At 72.1% G+C, this 16,636-nt stretch carries 20 protein-coding genes and 2 pseudogenes; 6 read left to right on the top strand and 16 right to left on the bottom strand.

The window, feature by feature from the left end; all coding sequences use genetic code 11:
* Positions 1-718: 718 nt before the first annotated feature.
* On the top strand, positions 719-1,111 hold the full coding sequence (locus ACZ7MX_RS34110; RefSeq protein ID WP_472137850.1) for a hypothetical protein: 393 nt from the start codon (positions 719-721) through the stop codon (positions 1,109-1,111).
* Here ACZ7MX_RS34110 and ACZ7MX_RS34105 read toward each other — a convergent pair.
* The 4 genes from ACZ7MX_RS34105 to ACZ7MX_RS34090 all read right to left on the bottom strand — a co-directional run bounded on the left by ACZ7MX_RS34105 (position 1,053) and on the right by ACZ7MX_RS34090 (position 4,128).
* Positions 1,053-1,829: a 2OG-Fe dioxygenase family protein gene (locus tag ACZ7MX_RS34105; RefSeq protein ID WP_472137848.1), complete on the bottom strand. Its 777-nt coding sequence runs from the start codon at positions 1,827-1,829 to the stop codon at positions 1,053-1,055. The genes ACZ7MX_RS34110 and ACZ7MX_RS34105 overlap by 59 nt on opposite strands.
* A gap of 163 nt (positions 1,830-1,992) precedes the next feature.
* On the bottom strand, positions 1,993-3,171 hold the full coding sequence (locus ACZ7MX_RS34100) for an iron-containing redox enzyme family protein (RefSeq protein ID WP_472137846.1): 1,179 nt from the start codon (positions 3,169-3,171) through the stop codon (positions 1,993-1,995).
* The gene (locus ACZ7MX_RS34095) at positions 3,168-3,452 is read right to left on the bottom strand and encodes a CDGSH iron-sulfur domain-containing protein (RefSeq protein WP_472137844.1); all 285 of its coding nucleotides are present in this window, start codon (positions 3,450-3,452) and stop codon (positions 3,168-3,170) included. Before ACZ7MX_RS34095 ends, ACZ7MX_RS34100 begins: the two co-directional genes overlap by 4 nt.
* Positions 3,436-4,128, bottom strand: a complete 693-nt coding sequence (locus ACZ7MX_RS34090) for a HemK2/MTQ2 family protein methyltransferase (RefSeq protein ID WP_472137843.1) — start codon at positions 4,126-4,128, stop codon at positions 3,436-3,438. The genes ACZ7MX_RS34095 and ACZ7MX_RS34090 overlap by 17 nt, the downstream gene beginning before the upstream one ends.
* A 237-nt stretch (positions 4,129-4,365) precedes the next feature.
* Here ACZ7MX_RS34090 and ACZ7MX_RS34085 point away from each other — a divergent pair, with 237 nt between their 5' ends.
* Positions 4,366-4,737: a hypothetical protein gene (locus ACZ7MX_RS34085; protein WP_472137841.1), complete on the top strand. Its 372-nt coding sequence runs from the start codon at positions 4,366-4,368 to the stop codon at positions 4,735-4,737.
* 120 nt (positions 4,738-4,857) lie between these two features.
* Here ACZ7MX_RS34085 and ACZ7MX_RS34080 read toward each other — a convergent pair whose 3' ends face one another.
* Entirely contained in the window at positions 4,858-4,986 is a 129-nt protein-coding gene (locus ACZ7MX_RS34080) for an LPFR motif small protein (protein WP_472137840.1), read from the bottom strand.
* Positions 4,987-5,201: 215 nt separating this feature from the next.
* Between ACZ7MX_RS34080 and ACZ7MX_RS34075 the strand changes: the two genes are divergently transcribed.
* Positions 5,202-6,128: an SDR family oxidoreductase gene (locus ACZ7MX_RS34075; protein WP_472137838.1), complete on the top strand. Its 927-nt coding sequence runs from the start codon at positions 5,202-5,204 to the stop codon at positions 6,126-6,128.
* Positions 6,129-6,239: 111 nt separating this feature from the next.
* Positions 6,240-7,037: pseudogene (locus ACZ7MX_RS34070) on the top strand (SDR family oxidoreductase); the annotation flags it as partial.
* A gap of 81 nt (positions 7,038-7,118) precedes the next feature.
* Here the strand turns inward: ACZ7MX_RS34070 and ACZ7MX_RS34065 are convergent.
* The 11 genes and pseudogenes from ACZ7MX_RS34065 to ACZ7MX_RS34015 form a co-directional block, all read right to left on the bottom strand.
* Complete coding sequence (locus tag ACZ7MX_RS34065) at positions 7,119-7,289, bottom strand: hydrophobic protein (protein WP_234442092.1); 171 nt, start codon at positions 7,287-7,289, stop codon at positions 7,119-7,121.
* Positions 7,290-7,435: 146 nt separating this feature from the next.
* Entirely contained in the window at positions 7,436-7,756 is a 321-nt protein-coding gene (locus ACZ7MX_RS34060) for a gas vesicle protein K (RefSeq protein ID WP_472137837.1), read from the bottom strand.
* 31 nt (positions 7,757-7,787) lie between these two features.
* Positions 7,788-8,000: pseudogene (locus tag ACZ7MX_RS34055) on the bottom strand (gas vesicle protein); the annotation flags it as partial.
* A gap of 30 nt (positions 8,001-8,030) precedes the next feature.
* Positions 8,031-8,819, bottom strand: a complete 789-nt coding sequence (locus ACZ7MX_RS34050; RefSeq protein WP_472137835.1) for a GvpL/GvpF family gas vesicle protein — start codon at positions 8,817-8,819, stop codon at positions 8,031-8,033.
* Entirely contained in the window at positions 8,816-9,220 is a 405-nt protein-coding gene (locus ACZ7MX_RS34045) for a gas vesicle protein (protein ID WP_472137833.1), read from the bottom strand. The genes ACZ7MX_RS34050 and ACZ7MX_RS34045 overlap by 4 nt, the downstream gene beginning before the upstream one ends.
* Before the next feature lie 7 nt (positions 9,221-9,227).
* Positions 9,228-9,482, bottom strand: coding sequence for a gas vesicle protein GvpG (locus ACZ7MX_RS34040; RefSeq protein WP_472137831.1), 255 nt, complete (start codon positions 9,480-9,482; stop codon positions 9,228-9,230).
* A gap of 56 nt (positions 9,483-9,538) precedes the next feature.
* Positions 9,539-10,252: a GvpL/GvpF family gas vesicle protein gene (locus ACZ7MX_RS34035; protein ID WP_472137830.1), complete on the bottom strand. Its 714-nt coding sequence runs from the start codon at positions 10,250-10,252 to the stop codon at positions 9,539-9,541.
* 3 nt (positions 10,253-10,255) lie between these two features.
* Positions 10,256-10,708, bottom strand: coding sequence for a gas vesicle structural protein GvpA (locus tag ACZ7MX_RS34030; protein WP_472137828.1), 453 nt, complete (start codon positions 10,706-10,708; stop codon positions 10,256-10,258).
* A 76-nt stretch (positions 10,709-10,784) separates the two neighbouring features.
* A complete protein-coding gene (locus ACZ7MX_RS34025; RefSeq protein ID WP_472137827.1) occupies positions 10,785-11,141 on the bottom strand; it encodes a gas vesicle protein GvpO in 357 nt (118 codons plus the stop codon).
* Between the two features lie 138 nt (positions 11,142-11,279).
* Positions 11,280-12,059, bottom strand: coding sequence for a VOC family protein (locus ACZ7MX_RS34020; protein WP_472137825.1), 780 nt, complete (start codon positions 12,057-12,059; stop codon positions 11,280-11,282).
* A 134-nt stretch (positions 12,060-12,193) separates the two neighbouring features.
* The gene (locus tag ACZ7MX_RS34015; protein WP_472137823.1) at positions 12,194-13,378 is read right to left on the bottom strand and encodes a zinc-dependent alcohol dehydrogenase; all 1,185 of its coding nucleotides are present in this window, start codon (positions 13,376-13,378) and stop codon (positions 12,194-12,196) included.
* A gap of 402 nt (positions 13,379-13,780) precedes the next feature.
* Between ACZ7MX_RS34015 and ACZ7MX_RS34010 the strand changes: the two genes are divergently transcribed.
* Together ACZ7MX_RS34010 and ACZ7MX_RS34005 are read left to right on the top strand one after the other, a co-directional pair.
* A complete protein-coding gene (locus ACZ7MX_RS34010; protein WP_472137821.1) occupies positions 13,781-15,877 on the top strand; it encodes a SpoIIE family protein phosphatase in 2,097 nt (698 codons plus the stop codon).
* A 159-nt stretch (positions 15,878-16,036) separates the two neighbouring features.
* A complete protein-coding gene (locus tag ACZ7MX_RS34005) occupies positions 16,037-16,603 on the top strand; it encodes a hemerythrin domain-containing protein (RefSeq protein ID WP_472137820.1) in 567 nt (188 codons plus the stop codon).
* Positions 16,604-16,636: the final 33 nt, after the last annotated feature.

The following is a 16,636-nucleotide window of genomic DNA, read 5'->3' as shown; positions in this document are numbered from 1 at the left end:
ATCCCGTCCCGGTCCTATCCCATCCCTTCCGGTCCGCCCCTTCCGGCCCGTCCCTTCCGGTCCTGTACGGCCCGGGCCGATCCCATGCGATTCGTTCGGCATCCCGCCATACCGGCGGCGGGCTACCGCCGTCACCGGGAGTCACCGTGAGGGAAGCCGGCACGAGACGGCGGCACGGGTCGACGAGCAGCTGCACGACGACGAGCAGCTGCACGACGACGAGCAGCTGCACGACGACGAGGAGATGCACGGCGACGTGGAGATGCACGCTTCGATCACGTACGGCTACCTCGCCATGACCGCCGAACTTCCGGACGGCGCGCCGCCGCTGTAGTCGGGCAGGGAGGGAGGGGTCTCGCTGGAGGAGGAGCCGGTGCTGTCGCTTCTCGGTGCTTGCCTGACCACCGCCTTCGGGTGTCGGGCGAGCACCGGGACCGCAATGATCCGCGGGGTGTGGATGAGTCGGCCGAGGAGTGCCTCAGCCGGGGGTGGTGGCCTCCGTCGGGGCCCGTCCGGGGGGCGTAACGCACAAGCTGGACGCCTTCGTTGGCGCTCAACGCGTGGGTGTGCCAGGAGTCGCGCCCGGGGCGGGCACGGCGTAGACAGGAGGGGCGGCGGGGCGGGCAGCGGCGCCCTGGCCGGCCGCGGGCGAGGAGAAGAGGAGCGGGGCCCAGGGAGCAAGGGCCAGAGGGAGAGCGAGTGTGAGGAGGAGGCACCCATGACGGTGAAGGTCATCGAGGGGTCCGGGACCACGGTTTGCCCGCCGCACTGCTACGCCCTCTACGAGGGCGGTCATTTCAACGAGGGGGAGGAGGACGCCCGGCGGGTGCTGGTCGCCGACGAGCCCGTGCCGGACCTCGCGGCGCACGGCTTCGACGCCGTGGTCCAGTCGCTGGTGAACTTCAGCCGGTTCGCCGTGGAGCTGTACGAGGAGCCCGGCCACCGGGGCGAGCATCTGACCTTCGGGCCGACCCTCTCGCCGAAGGACCTCGGCGGATTCCGGACCGAGGCGGGGGAGAGCTGGGGCCGCCGGGCCCGCTCCGTCAATACCTCTACCGTCCGGCCGGAGGGCCGGCAGCCCGGGACCGTGCCGAGCGGATCTGCGGAATGAGCGTGGTCACCAGAACGTCGCGGTGAGCGGTGCGCGCCGGGTCCAGCGGGCGGATCGGGGACACGCCGTGCAGGGTGCTGCGGTCGTCCGACACCAGGAGCGCGGCGGGCTCGTCGAGGGTGACGGACAGCAGCTCGCGGCCGTCCGGGGCGTACACGGTGCTCCGGCCTCCGGTGGCGTTGCTGCGCTGGACCAGCAGGGAGGACACCAGGGTGACGCCGTCCTGGTGCTTGCCCTCCGGCGTGGGGTTCCCCGGGCCGTCCGCCGCGGCGACGACCCGGAACGGATGGATCTTGGCGTTCCAGGTGGTGACCGTGTCGTCCAGGGCGCCTGCGAGGCGGCCCAGGAGCGCCAGTACGGCGCGCAGGACGGGGTCGGCCGTGAAGGCGTCGGTGAGGGGCTCGAAGTGCCGGTCGACCCCGTCGTAGAGCGGATTGGTGCGTTCGGGCTGGACGAAGGGGAGGTGCGGGAGGTGGGACAGTTCGCCGGTGGCGGGGGTGAGCGCGAACTGGCCGTACCGACGTCGCCGGCAGGTGCCCTGTTCGGCGGCGTAACGGTCCGGGGCGAGATCCTCCCAGTGGGCGGCGAAGCGCGCCCAGGCAGCCCCGTCGGCGGCCAGCAGGGACCTCGTGACGGCCGCGGGAAGGAGATGGGCCCCGGCTGTTGCCAGGGAGGCGCGGGCGGTGGCCACCGGGGTGGCGACGGCGGTCTCGTCCATGTGCGGACACCTCCTGTCCTGACGGCTGACCTGCGGGTTCAGGATCCGGATCTCCGGGGGCCCGGATCCTCGTGAGTCCGGATCCCCATGGGTCCGGATCCCCGTGGGTCCGGATCCTCGTGGGTTCGGATTCTCAAGGTTCGGGTTCGGATGGTTCGGATGGTCAGGGGTTCGGAATCTTGGGAGGCCGGGTTCTCGTGGGTTCGGAATTTCGGGGGTTCCGACCAGCGTCCACCGGTGAGGGCAAGGGGGCTCGCAGTGCGGTGCGGTCGTGGCGCCAGGCGTCGAGGAGGTGGGTGGCGAGCCGGTCTTCGAGGTGGACGGTGGCGCCGATGCCGAAGGCCACGTCGGGGTCGAGGGCCGGTTCGTCGGTCAGCAGGCCCTCGACGACCTCGCGGCGCACCACCTGCTCGTGCACCGCGTCGGCCTCGACGTGTTCGTCGTAGAACCGCTCCGCCGCCGGGCCGGCACCGGTGCGGCGCATGGCGTCCGCGAGGCGCCGTGCGGCGGGGGAGGAGGTCACCTCCACGGTGGCGAAGTGACCGACCAGCGCTCCGCGCAGTGACCGGTGCAGACCGAACAGGGACATCAGGTTGACCGTGGCCAGCGCTTCGGCGGGCGCCAGGTCGAGGTAGTGCCCGTAGGCGGTGTCCAGGCCGAGGTCCGTCATGAGGTCGGCGAACAGCTGGGCGTGGATGTCCTCGGCGCGTCCGGCGCCGAACTCGTCGAATTCGACGGCGACCATCCCGGCCTTGGCGCGGCCCCGCAACCGGGGGATGACCCAGGCGTGCGGGTCGGCCTCCTTGAGGTGGTACAGCGAGCGCAGGGCGGCGTACTCCCGCAGCTGCCACAGCCGGCCCTCGCGCCGCAGATGGTGGCTCACGCCGGTGCCGTCGTCGGCGACCGGCTCGACCAGCAGGCCGTCCAGTGCCTCCGCCGCGCCGACGGACGGGACGGCCGCCCGCAGCACCCGGAGGAACACCTTTTCCAGCGCGCTCCGAACCGCCAGCAGCGCGGGATCCCATTCACGGTCGTCGTCCACGCCGTCGAAGCCCTGGTAGTGCAGCTCGTAGAGCACATACAGGGCGAGCTGGAGATCGGCTCCGTAGGGGTCGGCGTGCTGGGCTTCGGTCTCCGTGGTGCTGAGCAGGGTGTCGTTTCCTGGCGTCCGCAAGGAGGAGAGCGGTGAGTGGGGCGTGGGTGGGGAAGGCGAGGTAAGCGCGGAGAGCACTGCGGTCGAGAGCCTGCCCTGGGGGTGGGGCAGCCGTGGCCGGCCGGCCGGGCGGGGTGGTGTGGCGGGTGGCGTGCCGGTTGAAGTGGTGAGGGGGGCCGCCGGCCTCATGGCGCGTCTCCTTCCCGTTCGGGGGTGCGGCTCGGCTCGGGAGCAGGGCCCGGCTCGGGAGCAGGGCCCGGCTCGGGGGTGGGGCGTGCGCGGCGGCGGTGACTGGTGTCGCACCAGGGGTAGCTGTGGCTGCGCCGGCACGTGCAGAGGGCGACGACGAAGCGGTCGGAGACGGCGACGGAACCGTCGTCGCAGACCACCTCCACCGGGCCTTCCACCAGCATCGGGCCGTCCCGGGTGAGGGTGATGCGGCGCCGGGGGCGCTCAGGGACGTTCGGCACGGATGATCACCAGTTCCTCGGTGTGCGGCGAGCTGTGCCCTGTCGTGTCGAGCAGGCCGTTGCTGCGCAACCACGGAAGCCGGGAGCGCAGGACCGGGCCGAACGGGATGTGCGCACGGTCGCTGACCTCGGCCCGGAGCCCGGAACGGGACAGTCGCGACAGGGTGTCCCCGGTGCCGCACAGCCCGGAATGGACCATCAGCAGCACCCCGCCGGGGCGCAGCGCCGCCGGTGCGAGGTCGCAGATCCGGTCGATGTGCAGCCGCCCGTCGCGTCCGGCGTCCCAGGCCCGCGCCGCGCCCCGGGGCGGGCGGCGGCCGGGTGCGGGGACGTACGGCGGATTGCTCACGAGCAGGTCGAAGGTGCGGCCGCGGACGGCGGTGGCCAGATCGCCGCGGCGGACCGTGAGGCGCAGGCCGGCGAGCCGGGCGTTGAGCCAGGTGGTCAGCACCGCCCGCCAGGCGATGTCCACCGCCGTGACCCGGGCCCCGCGGCGGGCGGCACCCAGCGCGAGGGCACCGCTGCCCGTGCCCAGGTCCAGCAGTTCGGTACCCGGGCCGATGCCTTCCCGGTACAGGGCGTGCAGGAGGAGCCGGGTGTCGTCCTGGGGCGCGTAGACGCCGGGGAGGGTCATCAAGGGACGCGGCCGGACGAGCTCGGCGGTATCGGGGGTCATCTTCCGCACCTCCTTTCACGGGGTTGCACGGGTCTGGTACGGCCTTGCACGGGCCCGCGGCCATCCCTGGCTCCCGCAGCTTCGGTTCCAGCGTTGCGGCAATCCGGTGAGGCGACCACTGGGAAGCACAGCGCCCGCCGGAAGCGGGCTGAGGTGCGGACGCCCCGGATGGCCCTCAGCCTGGAGAGAGGGGCGGGCGAGCGCGGCTCGCCGGGACGCCTGAGACGAGGAGTGGAAGTGGCCAAGCACCGGAAGTCCTCGCACCCGAAGATGGGCGAGGGCCACAGCATGCACAAAGGCACCGAGCAGCACGGTTGGTCACCGGACATCGACCAGTCCGAGCAGCACGCCGACGACAGTGCGCACCGCTCGTTCCACCCCGAGCGTTACGCGCCGGAGCGGGACCGCAGCAAGGAGACCGAGGACACCGGGAAGGAGAAGGTGTCCCCGGCGAGCGAGGTCAAGAGCGAGTCCGAGCCGGGCGAGCGCCGGGCGGCCCGTACCGACGAGAAGGGGATGCACCGCAAGGAGCCCAAGGGCCCCGCGGGGCGGCCCAGCGGTGGCCGGGATGCCGAGGCGCACACCGGCGTCGACCCGCAGAATCCCTGAAGCCGGGAAGCCGCGGGGTCGAGAGCCCGCCGGCGAAGGCGCGCACAGCGAGAACCCGGATGTCGGGAGGTCGGGAGGCCGCAAGCACGGGCTCGGAAGCCGGCAAGCCGTGAGCCTGGATCAGTGGTGCCCGTGTGCGGTGTCCGAGGCTCCTCCGAAGAGCCGGGCCACGGCCCTGAAGGGAAGCGTCACGACGGTGGCGAGGGCGCCACCGATGGCGCGGAGAACATCGGCGATCGCGGTGAGCACGAGGGGCCTCCATCTCTTCACACTCTTCGCTTTCTCTCTTCTCACGGGCGAGTTCCCTTCGGAAGACCTCCGAAACGGACCCGGCGCCTCGCCCTGCACGAAAAGACCGGCTGTCGCATGGTGGAACTCGGGCCCGTCGGGAACCCGGCTTCTGTACGCGGCCGCGGCTTCGGTACGCGGCCCACTCGTCCGTGCGCGCACCAGGAGGTCTCGATATGGCAGACGGAAAGGCAGCCCCGGAGAACCGGGAACGCCCCGAGGGCCCCGAGAACGCCGAGAACCCGGTCACGGCATATCCGCAGCCGGAATTCCCGAACCAGGACCAGGAGCACCCCGGATGGACCGGGCCGATGGATCCGCCCCCCGACCACGGCGAGGAATCGTATCGGGGAAGTGGGCTCCTGACAGGGCGCAAGGCGCTGCTGACGGGCGGGGATTCCGGTATCGGGCGGGCCGTCGCGCTGGCATTCGCCCGTGAGGGCGCGGACGTGCTGTTCACCTTTCTTCCCGAGGAGGAGAAGGAGGCCGAGGAGACCGCCCGGCTCGTCACGGACGCGGGCCGTACGGCCGTGCCGCTGGCCTGCGACATCCGTGCGGAGGAGCAGTGCCGGCTGCTCGTCGAACGCGCGGTGAAGGAGTTCGGCCGGATCGACATCCTGGTGAACAACGCGGCTTATCAGATGTCGCAGCCGGACGGAATCCAGGCCATCACCACGGAACAGTTCGACCGGGTGATGCGGACCAACCTGTACGGCATGTTCTGGCTGTGCAAGATGGCGCTGCCGCACATTCCCAAGGGCGGGGTCATCATCAATTCCACGTCGGTGCAGGCCTACAAGCCCAGTCCGCATCTGCTCGACTACGCGACGACGAAGGGAGCCATCGTCACCTTCACGCAGGGGCTGGCGCAGATGCTCGCGTCCGACGGCATCCGGGTCAATGCGGTCGCCCCCGGGCCGGTCTGGACCCCGCTGATTCCGGCGACGCTTCCGGACACCACCACATTCGGTAAACAGGCCCCGCTCGGCCGCCCGGCGCAGCCCGCGGAAATGGCGCCCGCTTATGTCTTCCTCGCCTCCCCGCAGGCGAGTTACATCACCGCCGAGATCGTCAACGCCACCGGCGGGACACCCCTGCCCTGACGTTTCTGTCCTGACGTTCCCTGACGTTCCGCCCTGACGTTCCGGCTTTGCGTTCCCGGCCTGACCTTTCTGCCCGTTCGTGAGTGTGATGAGGGAGTGGGGTGACGTGAGATGACCGGTCAGCGGCAGTGGCTCGCGGGGCGCGTCGTGGTGGTGACAGGGGCCGCCCGCGGGCTGGGGGAGTGCATGACCCGGGCGCTCGTCCGCCGCGGCGCGACGGTGGCGCTGGTCGGGCTGGAGGAGGACGGTCTGGAGCGGCTCACCGAGACCTTCCCGGGGCGGACGCAGTACTGGTTCGCGGATGTCACCGACGAGGCCGCGCTGGCCGCCGTCGCCGACGGGGTGCAGCGCGGCCTCGGTCCCCCCTCCGTAGTGGTCGCCAATGCCGGTGTGGCGGCCGGCGGCCCCTTCCTGGAATCCGACCCCGCCGTCTGGCGCCGGGTCATCGAGGTCAATCTCATCGGCAGCTCACTCACCCTGCGGGCCTTCCTGCCCGGACTGCTCGCCACCCGCGGCTACTTCCTGCAGATGGGCTCCCTGGCGAGCATCACCGCGGCGCCCATGATGTCGGCGTACTGCGCCTCCAAGTCCGGCGTCGAGGCGTTCGCCCACGCGATCCGGGCAGAAGTGGCGCACCGCGGCGTCGGGGTCGGTGTCGCCTATCTGAGCTGGACGGAGACCGACATGATCGACGCCGCGGTGCTGCGGGAGCTGCGGTTGCGGTTGCCGTGGCCCGCCGGCCGGATCCATTCGCCCCAGGCGGTCGCCGACCGGATCGTCGACGGGGTGGAGCGGCGGGCCACGGCCGTCTACGCCCAGCCCTGGCTGCGCGCCGCGCAGTTCGCCAGGGCCGGGCTCCCGGCGGCCGTCACCCGCCTGTTCCGCAGCCAGGTGCCGGAGATCGCGGCCCGCGGCGATGTCACGGCCACCGGTCTGATCGGGGCCGGAGGGCGGGCGGACGACCTGGCCCGGGCGGCGGCGGGCCGGCGGCTACCAGCGGTACCAGCGGGCGCGGCCGCCACCGGCGCCGGTCGACCGCATCAGGAAGCCGAGCAGCCAGAAGGCCAGCACGACGACGGCGGCGATCCACAGCGCCTTGAGCGCGAAGCCGGCGCCGAACAGCAGCAGCGCGAGCAGCAGGACGAGTAGCAGGGGTGCCATGGGGTTCCTCCTCTGGGTCGACGAAGACTTCGGGAACGAAAACTTCGTGGGAACGTCTGTGGGGAGCTTTCGTGGGAACGTCTGGTGGAACTTCTGTGGGAACTTCTGGGGAAACGGTTCTGTGACGGCTCAGGACCGTGCGGAATTCAGCGCGAGTTCTGCGGCAGGAGGGAGCCCAGGGGGCCGAGGTCGAGGTTGAGGTCGTCCATCGTGAAGCCGTAGCGCTCACACAGTTCCGACATCCGGTCGTGGAGGATCATCAGCGTCATACCGACCTTCTCCTCCTGATCCTCCGTCAGATCGCCCTGGTCCGCCCGGTGGAGTGCGGTGCGCTCCATGAGTTGCCGCAGCAGCTCGACGATCGTCAGCACGAGTTTGATCAGATCGCGTTCGACCGTCTCCGGGTCGCTCTCCAGCCGCTGGGCGAGGGTCTTGGGCGCCGTCGGCCCGGTGGAGTCCTGCCTCATGAAGGGATGCCTCCTGACAAGGGGATGCGTCCTGTTGGACGATCGAATGGATGACGGCGCGGAGGCTGATCCGGACCAGGTCCACATCGGCGATGGACAGCACCAGGTCGCCGGTGAGGACCGCGCCGCCGTTGAGGAGCCGGTCGAGGAGGTCGATCAGGGCGATCTGCGGGCCGGCGATTCCGGCCGGTTCGCCGAGGCCGGACGAGCCGCCGGCCGGCACCGCGACCTCACGGCCCGTCATGTGCAGCCATCCGTCCCGCGCCGCCGCCCGTCATGCCGCGCCGCTTTCCGCCGGCCGGGTCGCGAAGGAGTACGGCGCCCACGGGCCGGTGATCTCGACCCGTACGCCGGCGTCGCTCCCGGTCAGACCGGCCAGTGCCTGGTGGAACTCCCGGACGCGGGTGCGGGGGACGAGATACGCCTCGTTGGCGATGTTCTCGCCGGGGCCGGCGGCCAGTTCGCCCTGCTGCGGGCGGTGGGCGACCACGCCCCGGGTCAGCGGGGCCACCGTGTCCCGGACCGCGCCGGCCACCGCACCGGCCGCGCGGTAGGTGTCGTCCCGCAGGCGTCGCTGGTCCCGGCGCCGGCGCAGATAGGCGCGGCCCGAACCGGCCGACGGCGCGGCCGGGGCGGCTTCGGCCTGGGCGCTCACCGGGTCCGCGTAGACCTTCACCCCGAGCTCGGCATGGCCGTCGAGCCAGGTCAGCAACTCGCCGAATTCCGGGGCGCGTTCGGACAGCATCGCACTCACCCCGGTGTCGTCGAGGTAGACCGTCGCCAGCCGCATCGGCAACACCGTCGTACGGGCGTGGGCCGCTTCGACGACCTCGTGGTGCGTGCGGGCCAGCGCCTCCAGCTCCGCCAGGTCCGCCATCCGCTCGGTGAGCCCGTCCGTACCGAAGTCGTCGGCCGGGACGGAGGACACCAGAGCGGTGAGGCCGTCCTCGGCCACGGTCCGCAGGGGCGCACCGCGCAGCCCGGTCAGCTCGGCGGCCACCGCGTCGAGAGCGCCGCCGGCCCGCCCGACCGCGTAGACATAGCTGTGCCACGGGCCGTTCACCGACTCTCCTCCCTTCGCTGTTGCTGCTCCCGCCCGGCTTCTCGTCCTGCCTCTGCTTCGACCGCCGCCCGCTCCTGGCCGGCGGGGAGCGGCCCGGTGTCGGCCGGGCGGGCCCGGGAGGAGAGCGAGGGATCGTGCTCCCACCAGTCGATGCCCATCTCCTTGGCCTTGTCGACGGAGGCGACGAGCAACCGGAGCTTGATGGTCAGCAGCTCGATGTCGAGCAGATTGATCTGGATGTCGCCGGCGATGACCACGCCCTTGTCGAGGACGCGTTCCAGGATGTCGGCGAGATTGGTGGAGGAGCCGGTCCCGGCCCCCGGCCGGCCGTAGGGGGACGGCGCGGGGGAGGCCCTCATGGGCGAGGCGGGTCCCCCCGGCCCGGTCAGCGGGTCGGACATGTGCGGTTCAGCCTCCTCGTGATTGCTGCCGGCGGGCCTGGAGCCACTCCAGCCGGTCCAGCAGTTCGTCCTCGCGGGCGTCGAACTCCTCGGGCCCGATCCGGCCGTCGACCAACTGCCGTTCCAGTTCGGCAAGTTCGTCATGGACCGGCTCCGGGTCGTAGAACTCTTCCTCCGCGGTGAGCATTACCTGGTCGAGGACCCAGACCGTGCCCCGCACCGGGGCGAGCGGCAGGGTCAGCAGCTGGGTGAGCAGTCCCATCCGGACCTCCCGCTCGGTCGGTGTCCCCGGTGCCGAGGGCACGGCCCGGGGCGCGGTCAGACGAAGCTGTACGGCGGCAGCGGGCCGTAGAGCCGGAAGGTGTAGTGGTCGCCGCGCCGTTCCGCCTCGGTGTGGACCGCCTGGGAGAACACGGCGGACCGCGCCCGCGCGACGAGGAACGAGGTGGTGAGGAAGTGGCGCTTGGTGGGTTCCCCGTCCTCGATGCGCTCGGCGGCGGGTGCGAGCCGGGCCAGGATGTCCGCGCGGGCACGGTCCTGGCGGGCCCGGACCTCCTGCGAGATCAGCTCGCCGAGCGCCAGTTTGTCGTCGTACGCCCCGGAGTTCTGCCGGGTGCGGTCGTTGAGCCGCCGCGCCTCGGCGGAGTCCCGCAGGATCTCCCGCAGCAGGTCCTCCTCGTCGCGCGTCACCTTGAGGTGGTACTCGCGGCACCCGGCCAGCTCCCCGAGCCGCTGGGTGTAGGTGTCGTGCTGCTCCTCCAGTACGGCGGCGACCTGCTCGTCGTCCGGACCGACCAGCCCGAAGCGCATCGGCAGACAACTGCCGTCGGCCAGCAGGGCTTCCTGGACGTCCTGGTGGGCCGCCACGTCCCGGCGTTTGGCACGCAGCTCCGCCGGGGCGTCGCTGACCACCGCGCACAGGTCCTTGGCCCGCACGGTGCGCAGCGGTGCCGCGGGGTTGCCCACCCCGGAGATGCCGGACAGCCGCAGCGGATGGCCGGCGCCGGTGATGGCGTAGACGTACGTCGTCATGGGTTACTCCTCCCGGCGGGCGGTACGGCGGCCGGCGGTCGACGACGTCTTGCGCGCCGGGCGCTTCTTGGGTTCCTCGGTTTCCTCGGATTCGTCGTGGCCCTTGCGGAGGGATTCGCCGACCGCCTCAACGGCCCCTGCGAGCGCGCCCTTCGACTTTCCCTTGGCGCCGCTCTCGGTGGCCTGGCCGACGAGATCGGTGAGCTGTTCCGGCGCCTTGCGGCCCGATTCGAGATCCAGCCGGTTGCACGCCTCCGCGAAACGCAGATAGGTGTCCACGCTCGCGACCACGACGCGTACGTCGATCTTGAGTATTTCGATGCCGACGAGGGAGACCCGAATGAAGGCATCGATGACCAGCCCGCGGTCGAGAATGAGCTCCAGGACGTCGTAGAGAGTGCCCGAGCCGCTGCCGCCGGCCGGCGTCGCCTGGGTCTGTTGCTGAATGGCAGTCACGGTCTTGTCCGTCCCTTCCAGTTGACTGGAGCGGGCCATGGCCGTGCGGGGGAATTGCGGATGCGCAGCTGCCGCCCTAGCGGTCGATCTGACCCCGCCCGTAGCGGCGCGTGCGCGCGTATTCCATGAGATGGCCCTGCTCATCGAGGCGGACGCGGTAGGACGCCATCACGCTCGCGGTGTCCGGAACCCTTTCGAGTTCCACCACTTCCACGTCCGCCAGCCAGCCGTCACCGGCGGCCTTCAGCGCGGACACCGAGCCGGGTGCGCAGTTGAGCATCTCGGCAAGTTGCCCGGCGGCGAGGCGCATTGCCGCAGGAGCGGCGATGCGGTCCGGTCCGCTGTGCGCCGTTTCCGTTTCGGTCGGCGCAAGGCTTTCCTCATCTGCCACGCCCGCTTCCACCTTTTCCACGGTGCTTTCCTCGGTCGCCATGATCCCGCCTGTCGTGCGTCGTAGAGGTCATCTGCCGAAGGTCTTTCCGTCGAACGACGGTTGGCCGTTCTGTGGCGATGAAAAGGCGGTTGCCCGCGAAAGCCGGACGTATGCGTGAGCGGAAAATCTCAGGGGGAGTCAGCCGGTGGTGACCGTGAAAAGACCGCCGTCGGGGTCGCGGATCAGCGCCTGGCCGACCGCGGGGCCGGCCGGCGGGGTCAGATGGGTGGCCTGGCCGCCCGCCGCGATGGCGGCCGCGGCGACCTTCTCGACGTCCTCGACGGGGAACTGGACGTGCCAGCGGGGCCGGATGTGCGGGTCGGGGGCGGCCTCCATGACACCGCCGCGCACCGTGGCCACCACCTGGCTGCCGTCCCGCACCAGCACCTCGCCGTGCTCGTACGCGACCTCGACCCCGCCGGGCTCCTCGGAGGCCCAGTCGAGCACCTCGGCGTAGAAGATCGTGGCGTCGAAGGCGTCGCGGGTCCGCAGGTCCAGATAGACCGGGGCGCTGCCGCGGCCGATGGCCCAGGCGGGGGTGTGGCCCTCCCACACGCCGAAGACCGCACCGTCCCGGTCCGCGGCGAGCGCCACCCGGCCGGCGCCGAGCCGCAGCGGGCCCACCGCGATGGTGGCGCCGCGCTCGCGGATCCGTCCCGCGGCGTCGTTCGCACTCGCGACCGCGAAGTACGGCGTCCAGGCCACCGACACCTGCCAGTCCGCGGCCAGCGCGGTGACCCCCGCGATCGGCCGGCCGTCGGTCAGCGCCACGGTGAACTCCTCGCCCAGTCCGCCCGGCCGGAAGGTCCAGCCCAGGACCTGCGAGTAGAAGTCCTGGGCACGCCGGAGATCGTGGGTGGTCAGGCTCACCCAGCACGGGGTGCCGCGTACGGCGACGGCGGACGGTTTGACCGGCATGGCGATGCGCCTCCTGGAACGGGTGCCACCGTCCACTCTGCCAGGACTTCGCGTCCGCATCCTTCTACGGCTCGGCCGAGTGCGGCGCCCGGGGGTGACGGTCCGGTGCGCGGCGCCGGCGGCCGGCCGGCCGGTCAGGGCTGCAGCAGCGTCTTGATCATGCCGTCTTCCTTGGCCTGGAAGGTCTTGTAGGCCTGCGGCCCGTCCTCCAGCGGCAGCTTGTGGGTGGCAAACCCCTCGACGCCGAGCCGGTCCTCGTCGTCGAGCAGCGGCAGGATGTCGTCCACCCAGTTCCGCACGTTGGCCTGCCCCATCCGCAGCTGCACCTGCTTGTCGAACATGGTGAGCAGCGGCAGCGGGTCGATCGCGCCGCCGTAGACCCCGACCACGGAGATCGTGCCGCCCCGGCGGACCACGTCCACGGCGGCGTGGAAGGCCGCCATCCGGTCCACCCCGGCGCGGGACATCAGCTTCTCCGCGAGCCGGTCCGGGAGCATCCCGACCATCTGCTGCGCGGCCTTCGCCACGGGTGCCCCGTGGGCCTCCATGCCGACGGCCTCGATGACCGCGTCGGCGCCGCGTCCGTCGGTGAGCCGGCGGACCTCGTCACCCAGGTCCTCGCCGAGCTCGTCGACGTTCAGGGTGTGGACGCCGCGGTCCCGGGCGCGGGCCAGCCGCTCGGGCACCAGGTCCACGCCGATCACCTGCCGGGCTCCGCGGTGCAGGGCGATCCGGGCGGCCATGTCGCCGATCGGGCCCAGGCCGAGGACCACGACGTGGGCGTCCGGCGGCGGGTCCGCGTAGGCGACCGCCTGCCAGGCGGTGGGCAGGACGTCGGAGAGGTAGACGAACCGTTCGTCCGGAGGGCCGTGCGGGACCTTGACCGGGAGGGTGTTGCCGAAGGGCACCCGCAGGAACTCCGCCTGACCGCCCGGCACCTGGCCGTAGAGCTTGGTGTAGCCGAACAGCGAGGCGCCCATGCCGTGTTCCCTGACCTGGGTGGTCTCGCACTGCGAGTGCAGGCCCCGGTCGCACATCCAGCAGGAGCCGCAGGAGACGTTGAAGGGCACCACCACCCGGTCACCGGGGGCGAGCGCGGTCACCTCGGGCCCCACCTCCTCGACGAGGCCCATCGGCTCGTGGCCGAGGATGTCGCCCGGCTCCAGATAGGGCCCCAGCACCTCGTAGAGGTGGAGGTCGGAACCGCAGATACCGGTGGATGTGATCTTGACCAGGACATCCGTCGGTTCGATGATCTTCGGATCGGGGACCGTGTCGATCCGCACGTCCCGCTTGCCGTGCCACGTCAGTGCCCGCACCCTGTCCTCCTTCGCCGTAACCGGTCGGCAGGAACTGGTTCGTTTCGGGACGACCGATTCGTCTGACGGGTCATCACGCCGGTTCTCCGGACCACGCCGGTCTCCGTGCGTCGCCGGTATGGCCGGACCACGCCGCGCTCCGGGCGGCTCCTCCTGCGCAGGCGGCAGGCGCGCACCGCTCGACGGAGCCGGCCGCTCAGCCCAGTCTCCGGCCGGCCCCCCGATCGTGCAAACGCCCGAACGGACCACTGCCGGCCGCGCGCACCGGGCGGCGGCCGTGACCGAGGGTGCCCGCAGACCGCGGCCCGATGCCCGCGGCCGCCCGCCGGTACGGCTGCGCGTCCGCACGCGGTCGGGGGGACCATGGGAACGGCGGCGATCCGCAGGCGGAGGGAGGGCCGGATGTCCACAGCCGACCCCGTCGGCGCGGCGGGCGACTGGCCCGTCGGCAGGGTGCCGCAACGCAGCGGACTGCTGGACCTGCTCGGCGTCGCTGCGGTGCTCCTGGACGCCGAGGGCCGGATCGTGCTGTGGAGCCCGCAGGCCGAAACGCTCTTCGGCTACTCCGCGCAGGAGGCGCTGGGGGAGTTCGCCGGGCGGCTGCTGGTCCACGAGCACCAGCTGGACCTGGTGGTCAGGCTCTTCGCCGAGGTCATGGCGACCGGCCAGAGCTGGGCCGGGGCCTTCCCGGTCCGGCACAAGGACGGCAGCACCCGGATGGTGGAGTTCCGCAACGTTCGGCTGCTGAACGACCGGGGGGACTACTACGCCCTGGGCATCGCCACCGACGAGGCCACCCTGAGCAAGGTGGAACGCGATGTGGCGCTGTCCACCCGGCTGGTCTCGCAGTCCCCGATCGGACTCGGCGTGCTGGACACCGACCTGCGGTACCTGGCCGTCAATCCCGCGCTGGAACGGATCGACGGGGTCTCCGCCCGGGAACACCTCGGCCGGTCGGTCCACGAGGTGCTGCCGTTCATCCGGACCGAGGCCCTGGAGGGCGCCCTGCGGCGGGTGCTGGAGACCGGGCAGCCGCTGGTCGACCGGTACGTCGTGGGGCGCACCCTCGCCGACCCCGAGAACGAGCACGCCTGGTCGGTCTCGTTCTACCGGCTGGAGGACCCCGGCGGGCGGACCCTCGGCGTGGCCGGGGTGATCGTGGACGTCACCGACCGGCACCGCGCGGCCGGGGAGGCGGCGCGCGCCCGGCGCCGGTTGGCCATGATCGCGGACGGTTCGGCGCGGATCGGCACCACGCTGGAGGTGGAGCGGACCGCCCATGAGCTGGCCGAGGTCACCGTGCCCGAGCTCGCCGACGTGGCCACCGTGGACATCCTGGACTCCTTCCTGGACGACCGCCGGCCCACCAGCTCCGGCGCCCACCCGGCGGTCTTCCGGGCGCTCGCGGTGCACACCGCCTACCCCACCGAGGCGGCCCGGGCCGCCGACCCGCCCGGCCACATCGCCAGCTACGGCGCCGACCGGCTGGTCACCCAATGCGTACGGACCGGCCGGCCCATCCTCGTGCGCCACGTCGACGAGCAGTCCCTGGCGCGTATCGCCCGCAACCCCGAGGCCGCCGCGATCCTGGCCCGGGCCGGCATCCACAGCTACCTCGCGACCCCGCTGATCGCCCGCGGCGAGGTGCTCGGCGCACTGGGCCTCACCCGCAGCCGCAACCCTGTCCCGTTCGACGAGGACGATGTGACCCTGGCCGCCGAACTGGCCGACCGGGCCGCCGTGAGCATGGACAACGCCCGGCTCTACCAGAGCCTGCGGGACACCGCCGTCACGCTCCAGCGCAGCCTGCTCCCGGACCGCCCGCCGCAGCGGGCCGGGCTGGAGATCGCCACCCGCTACCGGCCGGCCGGCACCACGAACGAGGTCGGCGGCGACTGGTTCGACGTGATCCCGCTCGCCGGGGAGCAGACGGCACTCGTGGTCGGCGACGTGATGGGCAGCGGCACCAAGGCCGCCACCACGATGGGACGGCTGCGGACCGCCACCGGCACCCTGGCCGACCTGGACATGCCGCCGGCCGAGGTGCTGCGGCACGTCGACCGGATCACGGTGGGCCTGGACCAGTACGCCACCTGCGTCTACGCCGTGCACGATCCGCAGCAGGCGGTCTGCCGGATCGCGGCCGCCGGGCACCTGCCGCCGGTGCTGATCCACTCCGGCCGGCCGCCCGAACTGCTCGACCTGCCCACCGGCGTCCCGCTCGGCGTCGGCGGCGTCCCCTTCGAGGAGACCACCTTCCCGCTGCGCCCCGGCGACCGGCTGGTGCTGTACACCGACGGGCTGGTCGAGACCCGCCGGGACACCATCGACGAGCGCCTGGACCGCCTGCTCGGTCTCCTGGACCGCCCGGACCCGTCCCTGGAGGACACCTGCGACCGGCTGCTCGACGCGCTGCGCGACCCCGACGACGCGGATGACGTGGCCCTGCTCATCGCCCGGGCCCGGCCCGGGCCGCCCGGTGCGGACGGCGACGGCTGAGGAATTTCTCCGCCGCATTTCCGCGGCCGCCGCCGGTAAGGAACCGGATGCGGCATCCGGCGCAATTCCCGCCGGTCGAGGCGTTAGCCGGGACGGTGCGGGGGAACCCGTTCTGGTGGCCGAAGGGCGGACGCGCGCGCATGGGCGGGAGGTACGACCATGGGACACGGCGGAGATGTCATCACGGAACTGGCCGCGGACCATCGGGAGATGATCGCGCTGTTCGAGCAGATCGAGGCGGCGGTCCCCGCGGCCCCGCTGCGCAAAAGCCTGCTCGACCGGCTGACGATCGAAATCGTCCGGCATTCCGTCGCCGAGGAGCAGTACCTCTACCCCGCGGTCCGCGAGAAGCTGCCGGACGGCGCCGCACTGGCCGACCGGGAAATCGCCGACCACCAGCGAGTGGAAGGGCTGCTGAAGGACCTGGAACGGCTCGATGCGGAAGACCGGGCGTTCAACGAGCTGTTCGTGAAACTCCGGACGGAGGTCCGGGCGCACATCCAGGACGAGGAGAGCGAACTGTTCGCCCGATTGCGTGAGGCGTGCCTCCCCGGGGAACTCGAAGCGCTCGGGGAGAAGGTCCGGGCGGCCAAGAAGCTCGCGCCCACCCGGCCGCACCCGGGCGTCCCCGACGCCCCGCCGGCGAACAGGTTGCTGGGCCCGGGGCTCGGGCTGGTGGACCGCGCCCGGGACCTGCTCACCGGCCGCGGCGGCGGCCCGGACTGATCCGCCGGAACCGCCCCGGGCCCGTACGCCCCG

This window comes from Streptomyces sp. NPDC107765 (genome assembly GCF_055657085.1).
The sequence above is the reverse complement of the archived record's forward strand: the minus strand, read 5'-3'. Positions and strand labels throughout refer to the sequence as shown.